This window comes from Salinispora pacifica CNR114, assembly GCF_000514775.1.
GTDB lineage: Bacteria > Actinomycetota > Actinomycetes > Mycobacteriales > Micromonosporaceae > Micromonospora > Micromonospora pacifica.
The window spans coordinates 101,448-124,041 of sequence record NZ_AZWO01000015.1 but is presented as its reverse complement, the minus strand read 5'-3'; the positions used below and the strand labels follow the sequence as shown (position 1 = coordinate 124,041).

19 protein-coding genes are annotated in these 22,594 nt (G+C 71.4%); 5 read left to right on the top strand and 14 right to left on the bottom strand.

The features are described 5' to 3' along the window. The first annotated feature begins 130 nt into the window (after positions 1 to 130). Positions 131 to 1,444, top strand: coding sequence for a D-arabinono-1,4-lactone oxidase (locus tag B118_RS0111305; protein WP_028192778.1), 1,314 nt, complete (start codon positions 131 to 133; stop codon positions 1,442 to 1,444). Positions 1,445 to 1,525: 81 nt separating this feature from the next. On the opposite strand, the gene topA is transcribed toward B118_RS0111305, so the two are convergent. From topA to B118_RS0111275, 6 genes are all read right to left on the bottom strand, one after another. Next, positions 1,526 to 4,354: a type I DNA topoisomerase gene (topA, locus tag B118_RS0111300; protein ID WP_028192777.1), complete on the bottom strand. Its 2,829-nt coding sequence runs from the start codon at positions 4,352 to 4,354 to the stop codon at positions 1,526 to 1,528. 294 nt (positions 4,355 to 4,648) lie between these two features. Continuing rightward, positions 4,649 to 5,380 (bottom strand): hypothetical protein, encoded by a 732-nt coding sequence (locus B118_RS0111295; protein ID WP_027646568.1) that lies wholly within the window; start codon positions 5,378 to 5,380, stop codon positions 4,649 to 4,651. Continuing rightward, positions 5,371 to 5,907, bottom strand: coding sequence for a hypothetical protein (locus tag B118_RS0111290; RefSeq protein WP_018811836.1), 537 nt, complete (start codon positions 5,905 to 5,907; stop codon positions 5,371 to 5,373). The genes B118_RS0111295 and B118_RS0111290 overlap by 10 nt, the downstream gene beginning before the upstream one ends. A 112-nt stretch (positions 5,908 to 6,019) precedes the next feature. Further along, a complete protein-coding gene (locus tag B118_RS0111285; protein ID WP_018222491.1) occupies positions 6,020 to 8,368 on the bottom strand; it encodes a sodium-translocating pyrophosphatase in 2,349 nt (782 codons plus the stop codon). Positions 8,369 to 8,742: 374 nt separating this feature from the next. Beyond that, positions 8,743 to 9,177, bottom strand: a complete 435-nt coding sequence (locus B118_RS0111280; RefSeq protein WP_018811837.1) for an ATP-binding protein — start codon at positions 9,175 to 9,177, stop codon at positions 8,743 to 8,745. Further along, the gene (locus B118_RS0111275; protein ID WP_018222489.1) at positions 9,177 to 9,512 is read right to left on the bottom strand and encodes an STAS domain-containing protein; all 336 of its coding nucleotides are present in this window, start codon (positions 9,510 to 9,512) and stop codon (positions 9,177 to 9,179) included. The genes B118_RS0111280 and B118_RS0111275 overlap by 1 nt, the downstream gene beginning before the upstream one ends. Before the next feature lie 150 nt (positions 9,513 to 9,662). Between B118_RS0111275 and B118_RS0111270 the strand changes: the two genes are divergently transcribed. Further along, the gene (locus B118_RS0111270) at positions 9,663 to 12,071 is read left to right on the top strand and encodes a DEAD/DEAH box helicase (RefSeq protein WP_027646569.1); all 2,409 of its coding nucleotides are present in this window, start codon (positions 9,663 to 9,665) and stop codon (positions 12,069 to 12,071) included. 92 nt (positions 12,072 to 12,163) lie between these two features. Beyond that, positions 12,164 to 12,742 (top strand): LURP-one-related family protein, encoded by a 579-nt coding sequence (locus B118_RS0111265; protein ID WP_018222487.1) that lies wholly within the window; start codon positions 12,164 to 12,166, stop codon positions 12,740 to 12,742. Between the two features lie 194 nt (positions 12,743 to 12,936). On the opposite strand, the gene B118_RS0111260 is transcribed toward B118_RS0111265, so the two are convergent. From B118_RS0111260 to ssd, 7 genes are read right to left on the bottom strand one after another with little or no spacing between them, the layout of a single operon-like run. Continuing rightward, on the bottom strand, positions 12,937 to 13,383 hold the full coding sequence (locus tag B118_RS0111260) for an Rv3654c family TadE-like protein (RefSeq protein WP_018222486.1): 447 nt from the start codon (positions 13,381 to 13,383) through the stop codon (positions 12,937 to 12,939). Beyond that, positions 13,380 to 13,784, bottom strand: a complete 405-nt coding sequence (locus tag B118_RS0111255; protein ID WP_018222485.1) for a TadE family type IV pilus minor pilin — start codon at positions 13,782 to 13,784, stop codon at positions 13,380 to 13,382. The genes B118_RS0111260 and B118_RS0111255 overlap by 4 nt, the downstream gene beginning before the upstream one ends. Then, a complete protein-coding gene (locus B118_RS30235; protein WP_018222484.1) occupies positions 13,781 to 13,948 on the bottom strand; it encodes a DUF4244 domain-containing protein in 168 nt (55 codons plus the stop codon). The genes B118_RS0111255 and B118_RS30235 overlap by 4 nt, the downstream gene beginning before the upstream one ends. A gap of 25 nt (positions 13,949 to 13,973) precedes the next feature. Beyond that, positions 13,974 to 14,735, bottom strand: coding sequence for a type II secretion system F family protein (locus B118_RS0111245; protein WP_028184937.1), 762 nt, complete (start codon positions 14,733 to 14,735; stop codon positions 13,974 to 13,976). Then, positions 14,732 to 15,727, bottom strand: coding sequence for a type II secretion system F family protein (locus B118_RS0111240; RefSeq protein WP_028192776.1), 996 nt, complete (start codon positions 15,725 to 15,727; stop codon positions 14,732 to 14,734). The genes B118_RS0111245 and B118_RS0111240 overlap by 4 nt, the downstream gene beginning before the upstream one ends. Beyond that, entirely contained in the window at positions 15,724 to 16,929 is a 1,206-nt protein-coding gene (locus B118_RS0111235; RefSeq protein WP_018222482.1) for a TadA family conjugal transfer-associated ATPase, read from the bottom strand. The genes B118_RS0111240 and B118_RS0111235 overlap by 4 nt, the downstream gene beginning before the upstream one ends. Continuing rightward, positions 16,926 to 17,978: a septum site-determining protein Ssd gene (gene ssd, locus B118_RS0111230; RefSeq protein WP_018222481.1), complete on the bottom strand. Its 1,053-nt coding sequence runs from the start codon at positions 17,976 to 17,978 to the stop codon at positions 16,926 to 16,928. The genes B118_RS0111235 and ssd overlap by 4 nt, the downstream gene beginning before the upstream one ends. Before the next feature lie 588 nt (positions 17,979 to 18,566). On the opposite strand from ssd, the gene B118_RS0111225 reads away from it, so the two are divergent. Then, positions 18,567 to 19,370 carry an HAD family hydrolase gene (locus B118_RS0111225; RefSeq protein ID WP_018222480.1) on the top strand — a complete coding sequence of 268 codons (804 nt, stop codon included), beginning with the start codon at positions 18,567 to 18,569 and terminating at the stop codon, positions 19,368 to 19,370. Positions 19,371 to 19,425: 55 nt separating this feature from the next. Here the strand turns inward: B118_RS0111225 and B118_RS0111220 are convergent, their stop codons facing one another. Then, positions 19,426 to 20,175, bottom strand: a complete 750-nt coding sequence (locus B118_RS0111220) for a Fic family protein (protein ID WP_018222479.1) — start codon at positions 20,173 to 20,175, stop codon at positions 19,426 to 19,428. A 198-nt stretch (positions 20,176 to 20,373) separates the two neighbouring features. Here B118_RS0111220 and acs point away from each other — a divergent pair, with 198 nt between their 5' ends. After that, the gene (gene acs, locus B118_RS0111215) at positions 20,374 to 22,359 is read left to right on the top strand and encodes an acetate--CoA ligase (protein WP_018222478.1); all 1,986 of its coding nucleotides are present in this window, start codon (positions 20,374 to 20,376) and stop codon (positions 22,357 to 22,359) included. Positions 22,360 to 22,594 lie beyond the last annotated feature (235 nt).

The following is a 22,594-nucleotide window of genomic DNA, read 5'->3' as shown; positions in this document are numbered from 1 at the left end:
CGACGGATGAACATATCTGCACGTCACGAGTCCGTGACTACCGGTACAACGAGCGGAACTCGATTACGGTATTTACCAGGCACAACGTTCCTGATATGAAGTCACTTCATATTCATTTCGAGGAGCGTCCATGGCCGCTACCGCAAGCTCTGTCAGCACCTGGTCCAACTGGGCCGGCAATCAGCGTGACACCGCCACCAGCCTGCTCCGCCCCACCTCAAGCGCCGAAATCGCGGCGACGGTACGGGCCGCCGTAGCAGCCGGAGAGCGGATCCGCCCGGTCGGCAGTGGCCACTCCTTTACCCCGGTCGCCCGGACCGACGGTCATCGGATGGAGCTGACGGGCCTGGCCGACGACGTGCGGGTCGATCTCGATCGCCGGCTGGTCACGGTACCCGCCGGCACCACGCTGCGCGCCCTCAACCGGCTGCTCGCCGGCTACGGACTGGCCCTGCCCAATCTCGGTGACATCGACGCGCAGACGGTGGCCGGCGCGATCTCGACCGGCACCCACGGTACCGGCGCCCAGCACGGCTGTCTGTCCACCTTCGTCACCGCACTCACCCTGGTCACCGGCGTCGGCGAGGTGCTGCACTGCTCCGCCGACGAGCACCCGGATGTCTTCGCCGCCGCCCGGGTATCGCTCGGCGCGCTCGGCGTCCTGGTCGACGTCACCCTGAGCTGTGTGGACGCGTTCGTCCTGCACGCCCACGAGCGGCCCGCGCCGCTGGCCGCGGTGCTGGCCGAGTTGCCCGAGTTGGTCGAGCGACACGACCACGTCGAGTTCTACTGGTTCCCCTACACCGATCGGGTCCAGGTCAAGAGCAACGACCGGGTGCCCGTCAACGACCGCCCACTGCCGCGCTGGCACCGCTGGCTCAATGACGAGTTCCTGTCCAACACGGTTCTCGCCGGGGCCTGCCGGCTGGGCCGGGCCGTACCGGCACTCGCCCCCGGCATCAGCTCCGTCGCCGCGCGGGTGCTCACCGAACGCCACTACACCGGCCCCTCTGACACGGTCTTCTGTAGCCCACGTCGGGTCCGCTTCGTCGAGATGGAGTACGCGCTGCCCCGCGCGGCCCTCGCCCCGGCGCTGGCCGACCTTCGTCGGATCGTGGACCGGCTGCCGGTCAAAGTCCTCTTCCCGGTCGAGATCCGGTTCAGCGCCGCCGACGATATCTGGCTCTCGCACGGCTACGGCCGGGACTCCGCGTACCTCGCCGTCCACCAGTACGTGGGGATGCCGTACGAGCCGTACTTCCGTGCGGTCGAAGAGCTGGCCGAAGGGCTTGGTGGCCGGCCGCACTGGGGCAAGCTGCACTGGCGCGACGCGGCTTCCCTGGCCCCCGCCTACCCCAGGTGGGACAGCTTCCAGACCGTTCGCGACCGGCTCGACCCGCACCGGGTGTTCGCCAGCGAACACCTGTCCCGCGTCCTCGGCTGACCGCACCCGGCTCGTCCGGCCACGGTTGACGCCGCCCTGGCCCGTCCGGCCGCCTCGGCTGACCGTGGGCCGGCGGATTCGTTACTCCGCCGCGCTGCCCGCCCGCTTCGGCTTCGGCTTCGGCTGCTTGGCCGCGGCGCTCTTCGCCGTCGTCGTCTTGGCCGCCGCGGCGGTCTTCTTCGTCGCCGCCTTCTTCGTCGCTGTCGCCTTCTTGGCCGGCGTCGCCTTCTTCGCGGGCGCGGCCTTCTTGGCCGCCCTCTTCCGCGGCGCCGGGCCCTTCGCCCGCTTCTCGGCGAGCATCTCCGACGCCTGCTCCAGGCTCAGCGCCTCCGGCGTCTGCCCCCGCCGCAACGACGCGTTGGTCTCCCCGTCGGTCACGTACGGCCCGAACCGGCCATCCTTGATGACCAGCGGCTTCTCGGTCAGCGGGTCCACGCCCAACTCCCGCAGCGGAGGTGCGGGAGCCCGACGCTGCCGGGTCTTCGGGGCGGCCAGCAGCGCCAGCGCCTCGTCCAGCGTGACCGTGAACATCTGCTCTTCGGACTCCAGCGACCGGAACTCCTCACCCCGCTTCACGTACGGGCCGTAGCGGCCGTTGTTCGCGAGGACCTCGTTGCCCTCCGGGTCAACACCGACCAGCCGCGGCAGGGTCAGCAGCCGCAGCGCCTCGTCGAGGGTGAGGGCGTCCGGCGACTGGGAGCGCAGCAGGGACGACTTACGCTCCCCGCTGGCCACGTAGGGGCCGAACCGGCCCGACTTGAGCAGAATCGGCTCGCCGGTGGCCGGATCCTCCCCGAGCTTGCGCTCACCACCACCGCCGAGGAAGAGCTCGTGCACCTTCTCCGGGGTCAACTCGTCCGGGGCCAGCCCCTCCGGAATCGGAGCCCGGTCGCCCTGACCGGCGCCCTCCTCACCGTCGGCGGCGGCCGCCTCCCCGGGCAACTCCCGCTGCAGGTACGGCCCGTAACGGCCCACCCGGACCACGACCGGCCGCCCCTGGTCGTCGCTGAAGAGCGGAATCGAGTTGACGCTCCGCGCGTCGATCTCACTCAGGTTCTCGGTGACCAGCTTCTTCAGCCCACCGGACCGGGCGATGTCCTGGTCACCGGCGCCGTTCGTGGTGCCGAAATAGAACGCGGTGAGGAAATCCACCGCCGCGTGGTCGCCACCGGCGATCTCGTCCAGCTCGTTCTCCATGCTGGCGGTGAAGCCATAGTCGATCAGACGTGGGTAGTGCCGCTCCATCAGCCCGACCACGGCGAAGGCCAGGAACGACGGAATCATCGCCTGACCACGCTTGACGACATACCCCCGGTCCTGGATGGTCTGCATGATCGACGCGTAGGTGGAGGGGCGGCCGATGCCCAGCTCCTCCAACGCCTTGACCAGGGACGCCTCGGTGTAACGGGCCGGCGGCTGGGTGTGGTGCTCCTGCGCGGCGAGCTGCTCGGCGGTGAGCGGCTGGTCCTTCACCAACGTCGGTAGGCGCCGCTCGGCATCCTCCGCCTCGGCGTTCTCGTCGTCGCTGGACTCCACGTAGGCGCGGAGGAAGCCCGGGTCGGTGATGGTTTTGCCGGTGGCGCCGAAGTCCGCTTCCTCACCGGCCGCCGTGACGGCCCGGATCCGCACCGAGACGCTGGAGCCCACGGCATCGGTCATCTGGGAGGCGACGGTGCGCCGCCAGATCAGCTCGTAGAGTTTGTACTCCTCAACCGACAGCTCGTTGCGCAGCTCGCCCGGGGTGCGGAAGGTGTCGCCCGCGGGGCGGATCGCCTCATGCGCCTCCTGCGCGTTCTTCACCTTGCCGGTGTAGCGACGCGGCTCCGGCGGAACGCTCCGCTCCCCGTACAGCTCGGCGATCTGCTGACGGGCCGCGGCGATGGCGGTCTCCGACAGGTTCACCGAGTCGGTACGCATATAGGTGATGTAGCCGTTCTCATAGAGCCGCTGCGCGGTGCGCATCGTCTGCTGCGAGGAGAAACGCAGCTTACGAGCCGACTCCTGCTGCAGCGTCGAGGTGATGAAGGGCGCGTACGGGCGACGACGGTACGGCTTCTCCTCGACCCGGGTAACCGTGAACGGCCGATCCGCCAGCCGGGCGGCCAGCCCCTGGGCCCCACCCTCGTCCAGGTGCACCACACCGGCGCCGGGACGGACCCGCCCGGTGGTCGGCTCGAAGTCCTTGCCGGTGGCGATCCGGTCACCGTTGAGCGCGACCAGGGTGGCGGTGAAGGTGCGGGGCCCCTCGCCGGGCTGTTCGGCGGCGAGCGTGGCGAGGATGTCCCAGTACTCGGCGCTGCGGAACGCCATCCGCTGCCGCTCCCGCTCAACCACGATGCGGGTCGCCACCGACTGCACCCGGCCCGCCGAGAGCTTCGGCATGACCTTCTTCCACAGCACCGGGGACACCTCGTAGCCGTACAACCGGTCGAGGATGCGACGGGCCTCCTGGGCGTCAACCAGATCGCGGTCGATCTCCCGCGGATTCGCCACGGCGGCCCGGATCGCCGCTTTGGTGATCTCGTGGAAGACCATCCGCTTGACCGGAACCTTCGGCTTGAGGGTCTCCACCAGGTGCCAGGCGATCGCCTCGCCCTCCCGGTCCTCATCCGTGGCCAGGAGGATCTCGTCAACCTCCCGGGCCAGCTTGGTCAACTTGCTGATCTGCTGCCGGCGGTCGGCGGAGACGACGTAGAGGGCGTGGAAGCCGTTGTCGACATCGACGCCGAGCCGGGCCCACGCCTCGCCCTTGTACTTCGCCGGCACATCGGCGGCGTTCCGCGGTAGGTCGCGGACATGCCCGAAACTGGCCTCCACGACGTACCCCGGGCCGAGGTAGCCCGAGATCGTCTTGGCCTTCGCCGGGGACTCGACGATGACCAGACGGGTGGTTCCAGCATTGCTCGGCACGTCTCTCTCCGACCTCACTCCCGCATCGCGACCGCCGTGGTGTCCGGTACGGGGTGCATTGACCCCGCCGGTGCCCCAACAGTCCGGATGTCCAACGTAACGCGTCGTCCGGGATTCCGGTTTCGTGGGCAACAAACACCGGAGGGACCCGACCCGGCGTCACCGTACACTGCCCGTAGGCCTGACCACCGCTTCCCGTGACGAACGGGACCCAACGCACCCGGTCGGGGCGGGGTGCCGGCGGAGGAGCTGCCGCGCCGCCCGCGCCGGCGCCACGGCGTCGAGCGCCGCCGCTCAACCGCGGTACGGCCAGGCCACCCGGGGCACGGCGGGGGGCGGGTCGCCGACCAGTTCGGCGAAGCGGTTCAGCAGTCGACGTCCGGTGATCCGATAGGCCAGGCCGTCCGGGCCCGGCTCCGGCACCGCGGGCAACCCCACCGCGGCGAGCGCCGCCCCCACCCGCTGGTGGGCGGGCGGCCCGAGGCGGAGCAGGACATCGGAGTCCGCCATCGAACCGGCCGCGACGAACCACAGCCGCAGCCCTCTCCCATCCAGGTGGAAGGCGTCGGGGGGATGCTTCGTCGAGCCGCGCAGCCACGCCGCCACGAGCGGTTTCAGCACCCTCGTGTACGCCGTCCGCACGGTATGCCGTCCACCGTCCGCCGTCGCCCAGCTCGTGGGGAGGTGTCGCGCCTCCAACTCGGCGACCAGCACGTGCACCCGCCAGGCGGCGTCAACCACCACGGCCAGGCGGGCGGTGCCCCCCATCACGGACCCCTCGGCCGGTCCGGCGAGCAGGCCGGCCAGGTCGGTGACGGCGGGTTCGGTGGCCTCGACGCCGAAGAAGGCGAGCTGACGACCCGCGTCGTGACCTCGTCGCCAACGATCCGCCGAGTCAACCCGGGCCGCGGCCGTACCCGGACGCGCGGCCCGGTCGGTGCCGCCCCGGGTGGCGGGCAGGGCCAGCTCCGGCGCCGGGAAGAGCCCCGGCGCCGACTCCCCGTCCAACGGCCCGGTCAACGGCACTCGGGGACCTCGGCGAAGGCGCGGGTCAGCTCCTCCGATTTCAGGTTGCTGGCATCCAACACGCCGGCCTCGTACTCCTGATTCAGGGTCTGGACCGCATCCCGCACCCCGTCGTAGAAGGCGGTGGACTGGCTCGTGCTGAGGCTGTCGATGGTGTCGCGGGCCTTGGCGTACGCGTCCCGCATCTGCGCCAGCGACGTACGGACCCGCGCGGACACCTCGGCGCCCTGCTCCGCGTCGGGGACACCGGCCTGCTCCACCCGGAGCCGCGCCGTCTCGCTGGCCCGCGCCGCCCCGTCGAAGAGCCGCACGAGATTCTCCTTGGCCTGAGCCGGACTGGTCTGGGCAGTCATCTGCTGGTCGGTGCTACTGGTGAGCTTCCTGATCTCGGCTCGCCAGGGGGTCAGGGCGGAGCAGACCGAGGTCGCCCACGCCCCGGGGCTCGGCCCACCACCGCATCCGGCGGTCAGGACAACCGCAGCCAGCATCGCCGCCAGCCCTCCGGCTGTCGCCCGGGACACACGCATGCGTTGCAGCGTACGGTGTCGCGCCGTCCCGCACAGCGGTCAGGTTCGCCGGGCAGCCGCAGCGCCGCCCGCCCGACGCGGGCCGGGCGGGCGGCGCTGCGGTGTGCACAGATCAGGCTCGGGCCGCCTCCGGACGTTGTTCCGGGTTGCCCGTGCCCGCGCCGGGATCCGACATCGACACACCCTGACGCTTACTGAACAGCACGGCGGCCACAATGATCAAGGTCGCGACCACGGCGATCGAGATCCGCAGCCCGGTGTTGCGGTCGTCGCCCACGCTCCAGGCCACCACGGCCGGCGCGATCAGCAGCGAGACCAGGTTCATCACCTTGAGCAGTGGGTTGATCGCCGGGCCGGCGGTGTCCTTGAAGGGGTCGCCGACGGTGTCACCGATAACAGTCGCGGAGTGCGCCTCGGAGCCCTTGCCGCCGTACGCGCCGTCCTCGACCATCTTCTTGCTGTTGTCCCAGGCGCCGCCGGAATTGGCCAGGAAGACGGCCATCAGGGTGCCGGCGCCGATCGCCCCGGCCAGGTACGACGCGAGCGCGCCGGGCCCGAGCCCGAAGCCGACCGCGATCGGCGCCATGATCGCCAGCAGGCCGGGGGTCATCAGCTCCCGCTGGGCGTCCCGGGTGCAGATGTCGACGACCTTGCCGTACTCGGGGCGCTGGGTGCGATCCATGATTCCGGGTAGTTCCCGGAACTGCCGGCGAACCTCCATCACCACCGCCCCCGCCGAGCGGGACACGGCGTTGATGGCCAATCCGGAGAAGAGGAAGACCACCGCGGCGCCGATGATCAGACCGACCAGGTTCCGCGGGTTCGCCACGTTCAGCGAGTTCAGGATCTCGCCGCCGACATCGGTGATACCCGCGTCGGCGTACGCGATACGCAGCGTGTCGGTGTACGAGCCGAAGAGCGCGGTCGCGGCCAGTACCGCGGTGGCGATCGCGATGCCCTTGGTGATCGCCTTGGTGGTGTTACCGACCGCGTCCAGCTCGGTCAGCGTGCGGGCGCCGTCCGCATCGATGTCGCCGGACATCTCCGCCACGCCCTGGGCGTTGTCGGAGATCGGACCGAAGGTGTCCATCGCGACGATGACGCCGACCGTGGTGAGCAGGCCGGTACCGGCCAGCGCGACCGCGAACAGCGACAGCGTGATGGAGCTGCCGCCGAGCAGGAAGGCGCCGAAGACGCCCGCCCCGATCAGCAGCGCCGAGTAGACCGCGGACTCCAGACCAACGCCGATGCCGGCGAGGATGACGGTGGCCGGACCGGTCTGTGAGCTGCGGCCGATGTCCTGCACCGGGCGACGTTCGGTCTCGGTGAAGTAGCCGGTCAGCGCCTGGATCGCGGCGGCCAGCACGATACCGATGACGACCGCGCCGATGGCCACCACGCGCGGGTTCTGGTCCACGTCGGCCAGTCCCTGGGTCAACTCGGCGAAGCTGGCCGGCAGGTACGTCCAGGCGGCGATGGCCACCAGCACCGCGGAGATGAGCGCAGAGGCGTAGAAGGCCCGGTTGATAGCGGTCAGCCCGGAGCGGTCCGAGGTGCGCAGCCGGGTGATGAAGACGCCGATGATCGCGACGATCACACCGATGCCGGAGACGATCAGCGGGAAGACCAGCCCCTGCTCACCGAAGGCGGCCCGGCCGAGGATCAGCGCGGCGACCAGGGTCACCGCGTACGACTCGAACAGGTCGGCGGCCATGCCGGCGCAGTCGCCCACGTTGTCGCCCACGTTGTCGGCGATGGTGGCGGCGTTGCGCGGATCGTCCTCGGGGATTCCCTGTTCCACCTTGCCGACCAGGTCAGCGCCGACATCGGCGGCTTTGGTGAAGATGCCGCCGCCGACCCGCATGAACATGGCGAGCAGCGCGGCACCGAAGCCGAAGCCCTCCAGCACGGTCGGGGCGTCGCTCCGGTAGAAGAGGACGACCAGCGCCGCGCCGAGGAGACCAAGGCCGACAGTGAGGAAGCCGACGACGCCACCGGTGCGGAACGCGATCCGCATGGCGGCCTCCCGGCCACCCACCCGATCCCGGGCTGCGGCGGCGACCCGCAGGTTGGCCCGGGTCGCCAGCCACATGCCAGCGCCGCCGATGAACGCGCTGAAGAGTGCGCCGATGACGAAGAAGGCCGATCGGCCGATCTTCACCGCGGTTTCGCTGCCGTCGGTCTCGTGCACCGGCAGCAAAAAGAGCAGCAGCACGGCGACGACCACGAAGATCGCCAGGGTACGGAACTGCCGGAGCAGGTACGCCGAGGCACCCTCCTGCACCGCACCCGAGATTTCCTGCATATTGGTGGTGCCCCTGCCGGCGGCCAGCACGGTCCGCGTCAGCGCGGCGGCGAACGCCAGCGCCACGGCCGCGATCACGGCGGCGAGAACCACGTACGTGACATTGCTCCCGGTTAGGGAGATCCCGCCGCCCTCGGCGGCCAAGGTGTCGGACATCTGTGTCCTCCTGTACCGAACGCTCGCGCCGACCGTGGAGACGCAGGGCCGACGCCTGGATGCGGTGTCGCAAGCACGCGCCAACCCACCGAGCGGACCAGCGTTGGAGCACCGTCCCCGCTGGCTGCGGAAGGGTTCACTTGCTGACAACCCGGGTACTGTAGCCCTCCGCAGTGTCCGAGGTCACACCTGGTGGTCATCGTGTCGGAATGATCTTCGTCGCTGTGCTACGGGAGAAACTCTGATATGGCGCAACGCCGATCGAGATCAAGTGGACAGGCAGCCCGACCCCGGCCCGGGCCCAGAGCGGGATCAATCCCGGGCAGTAGCGGTACGTTCTGACAGAGGTGCAGCCGGGCTGCGCTCCAACGCGCTCAGTGCTCGAGCGGCCACACCATCTGCACCTCGGTGCCGATGCCCCCGTCCGCCGGACGCACCAGGAGGTCATCGACGAAGCCGGCGAGCAGCGCGAATCCGACGCCAGTGGTCAACACGTCCTCGCTGAGCTGCTCCCGGGCCAGTTCGTACGGCGGCAACGCCGCAAGATCGGCGCCGGCCTCGATCGGCGCCCGGTCCACCACCCGGACGGCATACGTCCCGTCATCGGACATCTCCACCCGCACCGGGTCGGAGAGGTTGTGCTGCTGGTGCAGCGCCACCGCCCGGGTGCACGCCTCACCGATCGCCAGCCGCACCTCGTCCAGCAGGCCCTGCCGGACCCCCGCGCGCCGCGCCACGGCGACACCAACCAGCCGCGCCGTGCGAACATGCACCGGCGCGGGTGAAAAGGAGAGACGGACCACGGCCATCACACGCCGGTCGCCGCGTCAACCGTCGGATACAGCGGGAAAACCTGGTCAAGCGCGGTGATCCGGAAGATCTTCAGCAGCGGCTCCCGGTCGCAGACCAACGCGAAGGAGCCACCGGCGGTCCGCAGCCGTTTGAGGACACCCACCAGCACGCCAAGCCCGGTGGAGTCGAGGAAGTCGACTCGGCCCAGGTCAACCACGACATGCTCAACCCCGGCATCGATCAACTCGAACAGGTTCTCCCGGAGCTGCGGGGCCGTGTAGACATCCACCTCACCGCCGACCACGACCACCGCAAACTCCCCCACGGTGCGCGTCGCCAGCGACAGCTCCATCAGACCCTCCTCGCAAGAGCCGTAAACTCTCCCCGGGCATTCAACCATCACCACCGGTAATACTGGCTACCAGCAGCGCCCCGGGCGGCAGACACCTCAGCCCCCGGACCAACGCTACCCATCCCCGAACACCCGTGCGAGTGTGTAGACGTGACCTCCGACAGCCCGGCGCCCAAGCCGCGGCGCCCCGGCCGGCCGGGGTCACCCGCGACTGCCCGGGCCGCAGCCCCCGGGCCGTCCCCGATAGAGCTGCTGGGTCAGCTCCGCGCCCGACACGACACCGACCCGGTAACCCACGTCGAACGGGTACCCGCCCGCGCCGGCGAGCCCGCGCCCTGGCCCAGCTGGGTCCCGACGGACCTGCAGGCGGCGTTGACCCGGCAGGGCGTGGCGGCACCCTGGCAGCACCAGGCCGAAGCCGCCAACCTCGCCCACACCGGCAACCACGTCGTCGTCGCCACCGGCACCGCGTCCGGCAAGTCCCTGGCCTACCAGCTACCGGCGCTGTCGACACTGCTCACCGACGCCCGCGCCACCGTGCTCTACCTCGCTCCCACCAAGGCACTCGCTGTTGACCAGCTCCGGGCCATCACCGAGCTGGAGCTGGACGGCGTGCGCCCCGCCTGCTACGACGGAGACACCCCCCGAGCCGAACGGGAGTGGATCCGGCAGCACGCGCGGTTCGTGCTGACCAACCCCGACATGCTGCACCACGGCATCCTGCCCGGTCACGCCCAGTGGCAGCGGTTCCTCCGCCGGCTCGCGTACGTGGTGGTGGACGAGTGCCACAGCTACCGGGGCGTCTTCGGCTCGCAGGTCGCACATGTGCTGCGCCGGCTGCGCCGGCAGTGCACCCGGATCGGCCGTACGCCGGTCTTCGTGCTGGCCTCCGCCACCTCGGGTGACCCCGCCGCGACAGCCGAACGGCTCACCGGCCTGCCCGTGGCGGCGGTCACCGCAGACACCTCGCCCCACGGCGGAGTGACCTTCGCGCTGTGGGAGCCGCCGACGCTGCCCGCCCCGACCAACTCCCCCGACGACACCGACCTCGCGCCGGTGCGACGATCCGCGCTGCGCGAAACCGCCGACCTACTCGCCGACGCGGTGGCCGCGGGGGTCCGCACGCTCGCCTTCGTCCGGTCCCGACGGGGGGCCGAGGCGGTGGCCGCCAACGCCCGGCGGGCCCTCGACGAGGCGTTCTCCGGGCTGGGTGACCAGGTGGCCGCCTACCGCGCCGGCTACCTCCGGGAGGAGCGACGCGAGCTGGAACGATCCCTCCTCAGCGGTGAACTGCGCGGACTGGCCTCGACCAACGCCCTCGAGCTCGGCGTCGACCTGGTCGGGCTGGACGCGGTGCTGATCTGCGGCTACCCCGGCACCCGCGCCTCGCTCTGGCAGCAGGCGGGACGGGCCGGTCGCTCCGGCCAGGAGGCGCTGGCGGTGCTGGTGGCCCGGGACGACCCGCTCGACAGCTACCTCGTCCACCACCCCGAGGCAGTCTTCGGGACCCCGGTCGAGGCGACCGTGCTCGACCCCACCAATCCGTACGTGCTCAGGCCGCAGCTCGCCTGCGCCGCAGCCGAGGCGCCACTCACCCCGGCCGACCTGGACCTGTTCGGGGAGGGTGCGAAAGAGGCGGTGGACGCCCTGGTCGAGGCGGGTGCGCTCCGGCAGCGCCCCACCGGGTGGTACTGGCGCCACCGAGAGCGCCCCCAGGTGGAGCTCCGTGGTGGAGACGGCGCCCCGATCTGCGTGGTGGAGACCGCGACCGGGCGACTCCTCGGCACGGTCGACGGCGGGTCGTCACACTTCCTGCTGCACCCCGGGGCGGTCTACCTGCATCAGGGCATCTCGTACGTGGTCGACACCCTCGACCTCGCCGACGGGTGCGCACTGGTGCACCCCGAGGAGCCGGACTGGTCCACCCACGCCCGTGATGTCACGTCGCTGTCGGTGGTGGCAGTCCGGTCGTACGTGGACGCCGGGCCGGTCGGGCTCTTCCTCGGTGAGGTCGACGTGACCAGCCAGGTCGTGTCCTACCAGCGGCGCCGGATCGCCACCGGCGAGATCATCGACACCCGCCCCCTGGACCTGCCGGCCCGGGAGCTGCGGACCGTGGCGGTCTGGTTCACGCTCTCGCCGGAATCCCTCACCGCGGGCGGAGTCGACCCGGCCGACGTGCCAGGCGCGCTGCACGCGGCCGAGCACGCCGCGATCGGGTTGCTGCCACTGACCGCCACCTGCGACCGGTGGGACATCGGCGGGTTGTCCACCGCGGCTCACCCCGACACCGGGGCGCCGACCGTCTTCGTCTACGACGGCCACTCCGGTGGGGCCGGCTTCGCCGAGCGGGCGTACGGGACGGCGGCGACGTGGCTGCGGGCGACCCGGGACGTGGTCGCGGAGTGCGGCTGCGAGTCCGGCTGCCCGTCCTGCGTCCAGTCCCCGAAGTGCGGTAATGGCAACAACCCGCTGTCCAAGGCGGGCGCGGTCCGGGTCCTCGACATCGTGCTGGCCAACCTGCCATCCGGAGTGGCTCAGGCCAGCCGGGCGTCCTGACTCGTCAACGGGCCCGCGCTCCGCGCACCGGCGACGCGCGGAGCGCCGACCACCCCTGCCCCGCTCCAGCCCGACTGAACCGAAAGGAATTCATGCACCCCGATGCCCTTCAGGCTCACCAGCAGTTCCACATCCGCCAGCGAATCCGGATGGTCGTCAACCAGTACCAGGTGCACGCCGTCGCACCGGACGGCTCAGAGGGGGGTCTGCTGGCGTTCGCCCAGCAGAAACGGCTCGCCTTCAAGGAGCAGGTGACCATCTACACCGACGACACACAGCAGCAGCCGTTACTCGGATTCAAGGCACGGCAGCGCCTCGACCTGGGCGCCACCTACGACGTCACCGATCCTGCCGGCAACCCGATCGGTCTGTTCCGCAAAGACTTCGCCCAGTCCCTGCTGCGCTCCACATGGCATCTTGAGCAGGGCGGTCTGCCCCAGCTCACCGGGGCGGAACGGTCCCTGCCGGTCGCTCTGCTCCGCCGTTTCGTCGATGCGCTGTCCTGGCTGCCCTACCACTTCGATTTCGGCGCCGACGGCCAGCCGGCCTTCTCGGTCGTGAAGAAGTGGGGGCTCCGCGACCGGTACGTCGTGCAGATCCACAACCCACAGCTCGATCGTCGGCTGGTCATCGCCATGGCGATCGGACTGGACGCACTCCAGTCCCGCTGATCCGTTGGCGCGACCAGTCCTCGACGGCCACGCTCACCTGCGGCTGGCGCCACCCGCACCGGCGGACAATCGGGCCGGCCCCCGGCGAGGGGCGACGGTCACCGACACCGGGACGTCGGCCCCGGCGACCTGGTGCTCCCCGGGCACGTTCACGTCCACTGCGGCCAGCGGGCCTGCCGGGGGTACGCGTGTGCTCAGCCACGTAGCGGGCCGGCTCGGGCCCGCCCCGTCGCGGCCCGGACCAGGCCCGGCAACACGGTGGCGGTCACCTCCACGGTGACCAGCAGGTCCAGCCCGTCGAGCCGGCAGTCGACGAGCCGGCCGCCATTTGCGGTCACGATCGCCCGGGCCGACCCACACGCGGTGGTGACCCCGAGCACGGCGTCTGCCGCCCCAGCGAGCGCACCCAGGTCCGCCGCGACACCTGCCTGCTGTCGGGCCACCCGAGCCACCCCAACCGCCATGCCCGCCACCCCGAAGATGACGAATGCGACGCCAACCGCGAGCAGCAGGACCGTGGCACCGCCCCGATCGCCACCAGCGCACAGCCGCCTCCATTTCTCGCCGGTCGCCCGCTGCCCCGACCAAGCCCTCCTGTCCCGACCGGCGGGGCGACGACCCCCGCTGCCAGCGCCGGTCACCCTCCTACTCCGGATCCACCGACGACAGCTTCGACCGGCGGGAACGGTTCAGGGCCGGGTTCGACCGCGGCCACGGTCGTCGCCGTGACCGTCAGTCGGGGAATCCGCGTCCCGAGGCCCCGGACCGGGGCGCGAACAGTGACGCGTACCCGCTGCCCGTCTTTGTCGATCGACACCCTGGCTCCGGGTGGGGCGAGCGCGCGGACCACGGCCCACCCATCTGCGCCCCGGGATACCGCGACCGCCGCCTCCCGTGCCGCATGCAAAGCGGTGCCCTTGGTGCCCACCGCGTCAACCGCCGTCAGCCCAACGAACAGGAGCAGGAGCAATGCCGGCAGGCCGGCCGCCAGTTCAGCGGTGAAGGATCCCCGGTCTCGGCCGGCCCACCGGCACCGCCTCACTGAAGTGCCCGGTCAATGACGGCGGTCAACGCGGTCTGCACACTGTCAGAGGTAAGCACCTTGAGTAGGAGCCCGGCGAAGGCGACTGCGGCGAGCGTGCCGACGGCGTACTCGGCGGTGTTCATCCCGGCGTCGCCTCGAAGTCGGGCGATGGTTCTGCGCATGTCCGTGGTCCTTTCCCGAGATTGGTCAGAGCACGTCACCGAGAACGGCGACGATCACCGGCACCAGGCCGGCGAGTATGAAGGCCGGTAGGAAGCAGAGCCCCAACGGCAGCACAATCAGCACCCCGGACCGGCGGGCTGTCGCCTCGGCCGCCGCAGCCCGGTCGGCTCGCAGATCCTCGGCGAGACGGGTCAACGCGCCCGCCAAGGAAGCCCCGCTGGTCGCCGAGCGGAGCGCGGCACCGACCAGACGCTCGGCGCCGGGCACCGCCGCAAGCGATGACCAGGCCTCCACGGGCTCCGCTCCGAGGCGAAGAAGGCGCCCGACCCGGGCGAGGCGCTCGGCGAGGGGCCCGTCGAGCGCCTCCGCCACCGCCAGTACCGAACGGTCGACCGGGGCGCCGGCGCGCATCGCCGACGCGAGCAGGTCAGCGGCGAGCGGCAGGGCCGCCTGCTCCCGTCGGCGCCGCTCCCGGACCGCCGGCGACTCGACCCGACGAAGCAGGCGGTCGAGCAGCACCGCGACGGGCGGGGCCCCGAGCAGGCCCGGCACTCCACCGGCCAGCACCGCGAGCGCCACAGCCGCGAGCACTGCGACGAGCCGAATCGCGCGTCGCCGGTGGCGGGACTCCCCCAGGGTCGCGTCCGCCGGTCTGATCAGCGGCGGGCCGGGCGGGATCCGGTCGAGGTCGCGCAACCGACGGACCGGACGACGCCCTCTCCATCCGAGTCTGCCCAGCAGGGCTGGCGCGGCCCACCGCTCGGCAGCCAGCACCGGCGGGGTCATCCGATCTCCCCGTCGCGGACCGTGGTGAGCCGCTCCGTCCAGAACAACCCGGCGACCTGGAGCATGACAGCGAGGACCGCGCAGCTACCGCCGACCGCCGAGTGGAGTAGCACCGCGACCGGGTCAACACCGATGCCGTACCCCAGGCCGATGCCACCGATCGGAAGCGCCGCGAGCAGCCAGGCGGTCGCCCGCGCCCCGGCCGCCTGCGCTGCTGCCGTGGCCCGGCCCCGGTCAGCGGCGCGGGCGTCCACGTCGATCCGATCCAGCAGGTCGGCGAGGGGCGCACCGGTACGATCAGCGAGCCGGACAGCCGCCCGGATCAGGGTGCCGCCCGAACCTCCGGCCGTCGACAGCGCCGTGGACTGGCCCACGGGCAGACCGGCGCGCAGGTCAGCGGCGAGATCACAGAGCTGGTCGAGGTGCCGGCGGCGAAGCTCGTCGGCCTGCCGGGTCGCCCGCCGTCGCAGCATCGCCCGGACTCCCAGCGTGCCGTACGCGCCGGTGACCACAGCGGCGACCGGACCGCCCAGCAGGGCACCCACGGCGGCAGCCAGGACGCCCGAGAGCAGCAGCATGGTTCGGGGTGTCGCCGCCAGGGGGTGATACCAGGCCGAACGTGGCGGGGAACCCGCGCTCCACGCACCGGAGACCGAGCCACCCTGGCGGGCACCAGGCATCGGGTGAGTCATCCTGCTCGGACGCCTCGAGTCACGCCGGGGTGGCGGCCCTGCCGAACGGTCCTGCCCGCGCTGCTGGGGCCGCGTCACGGCCGGCTTTGACCGCGCCACATCCCGTTCCACCCCGCGCCCAGGTCCGGGCGGCGGGCTGCGGTGCCGCAGGCTGGCCACCCAGGTCACCAGTGGGTCGTCAGCGGCACCCGAGTCGCTGCTGGTCTGGACCCGTTGCCGGGCGAGCCGGGTCAACAACCAAGCCGCGACCATCGTCAGGGCGACCAAGAGCAGCGGTAGCAGGAGTTGTGCCGGGGTCATCCCACACCTGCCGGACTCGGCTGGGGCTCCCGCAGGATCGGTGGCACCGCCACCTTCCGCTCGCCCAGCAGCTCGGCCAGCGCCCGGGCCGCTGGTCCGGGCCCACCAGCACGCCCCCAGGCCGGAACCGCCCTGACCAGCTGATCAGGGCCATCCGGCAGGAGCAGGCAGATGGAATCCAGCACCCGCCCCCGATCCGCGCGGCGTACATGCAGCACCACCTGGAGTGCCGCCGCAACCTGGGCGTGCAGTGCGGGCCGGGGCAATCCACCGAGGAGACCGAGTGCCTCGAGTCGAGCCGGCACATCCGCGGGGGCGTTGGCATGCAGCGTCCCGGCGCCTCCCTCGTGACCGGTATTCATCGCCACCAACAGGTCCACGACCTCCCGGCCCCGGCACTCGCCGACGACGAGGCGGTCCGGTCGCATCCGCAGCGCCTGCCGGACCAGGTCGGTCAGGCCCACCGCGCCGACTCCCTCCACATTCGCCGTGCGCGCCTGCAACCCGACGACGTGCGGATGTGCCGGATGCAGCTCAGCCGCGTCCTCCACCAGCACGATCCGTTCCGTGCCGGGAACGAGGCCGAGTAGCGTGTTGAGCAATGTGGTCTTGCCGGAACCGGTGCCGCCGATCACGAGGTACGCGAGCCGGGCCGCCACCACTGCGGCCAGCACCGGGGCGACTGCCTGCGGCACGGCCCCCTGACCGGCCAGTTCTTCGAGCGTGAACGGTCGCTGCCGGAAGGTCCGCAGGGATAGGTACGGACCGTCGGTGGCCACCGGTGGCAGGACCGCATGTAGCCGGGTGCCGTCGGCGAGCCGCGCGTCCACGTACGGTGAGCCGTCGTCCAGCCGCCTGCCCGCGCTCGCCGCGAGTCGCTGCGCGAGCCGGCGGACGTCGTCCACCGAGCCCACCGGCACCGCGACCGCTTTCAGGCCCTCCCCCCGGTCAACCCAGACGTGAATCTTGTTCACAAGAACATCGGTGACCCTCGGGTCGGCCAACAGCGGGGCCAGCGGGCCGGCGCCCACCAGGTCGTCGTGCACCCGGTCGGCGAGGCGAAGCAGCGTGGTGTCGCCGAGCACCGCGGCGGCCGGCTCGGCGCGTACGGCGGAGACGATCGCCGCCGGAGTGACCGGGGTTGAGAGGGATGCGATTCGCTGTCGGACTCGCGCGGCGAGGCCATCGTCCGCCGTGGTCATGCCGCACCCGGCGCCGTACCGGTCAGTTCGTTGAGGAGCCGTTGGCACAGGGCGGCCAGTGGGCCCCGCCCGTCCGCCGCCGGCGCTTCACCCCGTTCCAGGCCGCGGCCGAGCGCCGGCTCCAGACGCACCGTTCCGGCCAACGGCAACCCGAGCGTCCGCGCGAGTTCGGTGGCCTTGAGCCGGCCGGGGGCGGGGCCACGGACGATCAGGGAGAGGTCGGCGCAGTGCGGTGCTGCGACGCTGACCACCCGAGCAGCAGCAGCGGTGGCGCGGAGTTCGGCGGGTACCACGACGAAGGCCCGGTCGACCGACTGCAGGGCGGTTACCGCCGCGTCATCCAGGTGCCGGGGCAGGTCAACCACGACCACGTCACGAGCCCGCCGGGCCGCGTCGAGGGTCGCCGCCATCGCCACGGTCGGCAACGACCGTAGATCACCTCGATCCCACGAGAGGACCACCAGGTCGCCCCGGCTGGGCAGGGCCCGCACCAGCGACGCGGCGTCCACCCGGCCGTCGGCGTCGGTAAGCGCGGGCCAGCGCAATCCGCCCAGTTGTTCCCAGCCGAGCACCAGATCCAGCCCACCCCCGAGCGGGTCTGCGTCAACCAGCAGCGTCCGCAGGCGGGAGCGGGCCGCCGTGACAGCGAGCCCGCCTGCGAGGACGCTGGCGCCGGCACCGCCCCGTCCGCCGAGGACGGCGACGGCCCGGGCCGCTACCGGGTCAGGTTGTTCCGGGCCGCACTCGACGAACCGGTCGACCAGCCAGGGCTCGGCCGCGGGCAGGACGGCAACGAATTCGGCACCCATCAGGTCTGCCACATCCCGGCCGGGGTCAAGGTGCCCGGCGTGACCGACCAGTACCAACCGCCGCCGGTGCGGCAGCCGCGCCCGGAGGCATGGCTGTGCCTGGTCGCTGCCGACCAGGACCAACGGCGCGGGGGACCAGCGGGACCGGGCGGCCACCGGATCCGGTGCGAGGTCGACTTCAACGCCACCGGCCGCGGCGAGCCGCAGCAGGTCGTCGAGGAGCACGTTGTCGGAGGTCACGAGAAGGGGCAGGCGGCGCGGAGGTGGTACGGCGGGGCGAGGTGGCATCACGGCCTCCAGCAGTCGGCTCGGGCTTCGCTGATCCGGAAGCCTGCGCCGTCCGACTGACCCGAGGGCGACACCGGCTGCCGACCTGTGGATGAGCACGGCATCTGTGGACAGATTCCACCGAGATAGTTGATCTGCTATGCCCGCAGCGGCGGCCGACCCCGCGATCGCTGCTTGTGCCGGCGGTCCGGTGCGAGGCGCCATCACGCCCACAAAGGGACGACCCCCGTCGGGGGGAAGACGGGGGTCGTCGGGTCCGGCTCCGGGGGGGGCGAGCCGAACCGCTCAGCGGTCACGGGGGCGCAACCGCCGAGAGTTTGCCGGTTGTCCGAAAGATGAACACCTGTTGTGTCGACAGTCTGCCTGAGCGAACCTGGTTACGTCGAGTGGCGCCGCCTCCACTCCCCGCTGAAATTCTGCCCAGAGGTGTGAACGCGGTCACTCAAAACGGGGCTGGAATCGATCGCATCGCACCCGTCCGAGGGGTTGACGGACCCGGGCCCCCGCAGACGATAGACCATCGGGCTAGACTTGCGCGCCGTGGGCCGAAGCGCCGCTTTTTTCGATCTGGATAAGACCGTCATCGCCAAGTCAAGTGCACTGGCGTTCGGTCGGCCGTTCTACCGAGACGGGCTGATAACCCGACGAGACGTTGTCAAGTCGGCATACGCGCAGCTGATGTTCCGGCTGGGCGGCTCCGACGAGCAGACCATGGCCCGGACCCGGGACTACCTCGCCGAGCTGTGCAAGGGCTGGCAGGTGGAGCAGGTCCGCCAGCTCGTCGCGGAGACCCTCCACGAGCTGATCAACCCCTACGTGTACGCCGAAGCCGCTGCCCTGATCGAGGAGCACCAGGCGGCCGGCCGGGACGTCGTGCTCGTCTCGGCCTCCGGAGACGAGATGGTCCGGCCGATCGGGGCGCTGCTCGGGGTGACCGATGTGATCGCCACCCGGATGGCCGTGGTGGACGGCCACTACAGCGGGGAGATCGAGTTCTACGCGGCCGGCCCGGCCAAGGTGGACGCGGTGGGCGAACTGGCGCTCGCGCGGGGCTACGACCTCAGCGGCTCGTACGCCTATTCGGACTCGTACACGGACCGGCCGTTGTTGGAGTGCGTCGGCCATCCGACCGCGGTCAACCCGGACCGCCAGCTCCGCAAGCTCGCCGCGGAGAACTCCTGGCCGGTGCTGGAGTTCCGGCACCCGATTCCACTGGGGCGACGGTTGCGGGATCGCCCCGCCGTGCCGGTCGCCGCCGCCGCGCTCGGCGTCGGGGTTGGCGTGGCGATCGGCATCGCCTGGTACGGCCGGCACCGTCGGACCCGGACCGCCCCGACGACCTGACCACCGCAGCCGGCTGCGTGTCGGATCGGGGCAGGGTGAGTCGGGCGAGAAGGGGTTACGGCGTCGCGGCGAGCACCTCATCGCCGATCGCGGTGAGCTGGTCGGCGCCCACCTCGACGACGCTCAGGTAGTGCCGCAGCCACGAGCGAAGCCCGTCCGGGGTTCCGGTGGCGAAGGCCCCGGCCGAGCCGACGTACTCCGGCTCCCGCTCCCGATGCCCGACGTCCACGGCGAGCAGGCCCCGCGGGTCAACGCCCCGGGACATCAGCACCAGCCGGGCGGCACCGCGGGCGACCACCCCGGACGGGCCGGCGAAGGGCCGCAGGTTCAACAGCTCGCCGTGGACAACCGCGGCGAGCACCAGTGGCGGCGCCGCGCTTCCCCCGGCCACCAGGGCGGCCAGCCCGTCCAGCCGAGCCGCCACAACCGCGTCGGGCACCGGGCGCCCCAGGTCGGTCTCCGGCACCAGCTCCCGCGCGGCGAGCACGTGCAGCTTCGCGAGCGCCTGCCGGGGTGCCTTCGGCCAGAGGTCGGTCAGCCCGGGCAGCGCCCCGGCGACCCGCAGCGCGCCCTGCAGCACCGGCTCGGTGACGGTGCCGGCACGAACCTCCTCGCGATCATGGGTGTGCCCCTCGAGGGCGGCGCTGGCCACCGCGCAGCGGAGGCTGACCTCCGCGGCCACCCGACCGCCGTGCCGGCGCAGGGCGCGGTGCCGCTGGGCCTGGTCGAAGCGCTCGCGGGCCCGCTCCACGGCAGCGGCGACATCGGCGAGGGCGAGCAGTGGGGCGAGCGGGTCATCGGTCACCCCGCCACGTTATCGGGATCGCTCGTACCGCCCGCCGGGTGCCATGCCACCCGGCACGAAGCCCGCCGGCGCCCTGCCACCCGGCGCGGGGGAGGCTCCGTTCGGCGCGATCCGGTGCTCCCGCCGGTCGCCTGCGCCCGGCCGGCGGGCTAACCTCTGCACCGAGACGCAGGTCACCCAAGCAACGAGGGAGCAGGCATGAGCGAGGCGTTGGCCAACCTGTTGCACGAGACGCGCCAGTTCCCGCCACCGGCCGAGCTCGCCGCGAGCGCCAACGTCACCAGCGCGGCGTACGCCGCGGCGGACGCCGACCGGCTGGCCTTCTGGGAACGGCAGGCCCAGCGACTGACCTGGACGAAGCCGTGGGAGCGGGTGCTCGACTGGTCGAACCCGCCCTTCGCGAGGTGGTTTGTCGGCGGTCAGCTCAACGTGGCGTACAACTGCCTGGACCGGCACGTCGAGGCCGGTCGGGGTGACCGGGTCGCGATCCACTGGGAGGGCGAGCCGGGTGACACCCGGACGATCACCTACGCGGAGCTCAAGAAGCTGACCTGTCAGGCCGCGAACGTGCTGACCGAGCTCGGGGTGACGGCCGGCGACCGGGTGGCGATCTACCTGCCGATGGTGCCAGAGGCCGTGGTGGCGATGCTGGCCTGTGCCCGGATCGGCGCCACCCACAGTGTGGTCTTCGGCGGCTTCTCCGCCGACGCGTTGACAAACCGGATCCAGGACGCCGCGGCGAAGGTGGTGGTCACCGCCGACGGCGGCTACCGGCGGGGCCGGCCCTCCGCGCTCAAACCGACCGTTGACGAGGCGGTGTCGAACTGCCCTTCGGTGGAGCACGTGCTGGTGGTCCGCCGCACCGGCGAGGAGTGTGCCTGGTCGACGAAGGACCGTTGGTGGCACGAGACGGTCGGGCGGGCGTCGGTCGAGCACCAGGCCACCGCCTTCGACGCCGAGCACCCGCTGTTCATCCTGTACACCAGCGGCACCACCGCCCGTCCGAAGGGGATCCTGCACACCAGCGGCGGCTACCTGACCCAGGCCTCGTACACGATGCACGGGGTCTTCGACCTCAAACCGGAGAGCGATGTCTACTGGTGCACCGCCGACGTCGGCTGGGTCACCGGCCATTCGTACATCGTGTATGGCCCGCTCTCCAACGGCGCCACCCAGGTCATGTACGAGGGCACGCCGGACACCCCGCACCGGGGCCGGTTCTGGGAGCTGGTCGACAAGTACCGGGTGACGATCCTGTACACCGCCCCGACTCTCATTCGCACGATGATGAAGTGGGGTGAGGAGATCCCCGCCGGGTTCGAGTTGTCCTCCCTGCGCCTCCTGGGCAGCGTTGGCGAGCCGATCAACCCGGAGGCCTGGATGTGGTACCGGCAGCACGTCGGCGGGGGACAGCTACCTATTGTGGATACCTGGTGGCAGACCGAAACCGGCGCCATCATGATCTCTCCGCTGCCCGGCGTGACCCACGCCAAGCCGGGGTCGGCGATGACTCCGCTACCGGGGATCAACGGCGACGTGGTGGACGACCAGGGTCAGCCGGTGCCCAACGGCGGCGGTGGCTACCTCGTGCTTCGGGACCCGTGGCCGTCGATGCTGCGGACCATCTGGGGCGACGACAACCGGTTCGTGGAGACGTACTGGTCGCGCTTCGGCGCAGGTGCGGGTGCCGGCGGCGACTGGGTCTACTTCGCCGGGGACGGCGCCAAGAAGGACGACGACGGCCACATCTGGCTGCTCGGCCGAGTGGACGACGTGATGCTGGTGTCCGGGCACAACATCTCCACCACCGAGGTGGAGTCGGCCCTGGTGTCACACCCGTCGGTGGCCGAGGCGGCGGTGGTCGGCGCGACGGATCCGACCACGGGGCAGGCGATCGTCGCTTTCGCCATCCCCCGAGCCAACGCCGAGACCGAGGGGGCGGCGGGGGCTCAACTCATCGCGGACCTGCGTACCCACGTCGCGCGCACGTTGGGGCCGATCGCGAAGCCGCGGCAGATCATGCTCGTGCCGGAGCTTCCGAAAACCCGCTCCGGCAAGATCATGCGGCGGTTACTGCGGGATGTGGCGGAAAACCGGTCCCTGGGCGACGTGACCACGCTGCAGGACTCCTCGGTGATGGAGCTCATCGCCACCGGCATGGGCACTGGTGGGGGCGAGGACTGAGCCGGACCGCACCGGCAGTGCCGGCCAGCCGCGCGGGGCTTGACTGGCCGGCAGGTGTATGACGCCGGAACGCGTTACAAACAACTTCTTGCAACAAAGTGGCCGGACGGTCTTCCCCTCATCAACAACGATGTCTATCTTCACCAGTGGTCCCATCCGTGGGATCGTCGCACCGGCCCATGCCCCCCGCTGGGCCGGTTTCCTTCACACCCGGAGGTACCGCGTGCGCAAAGTC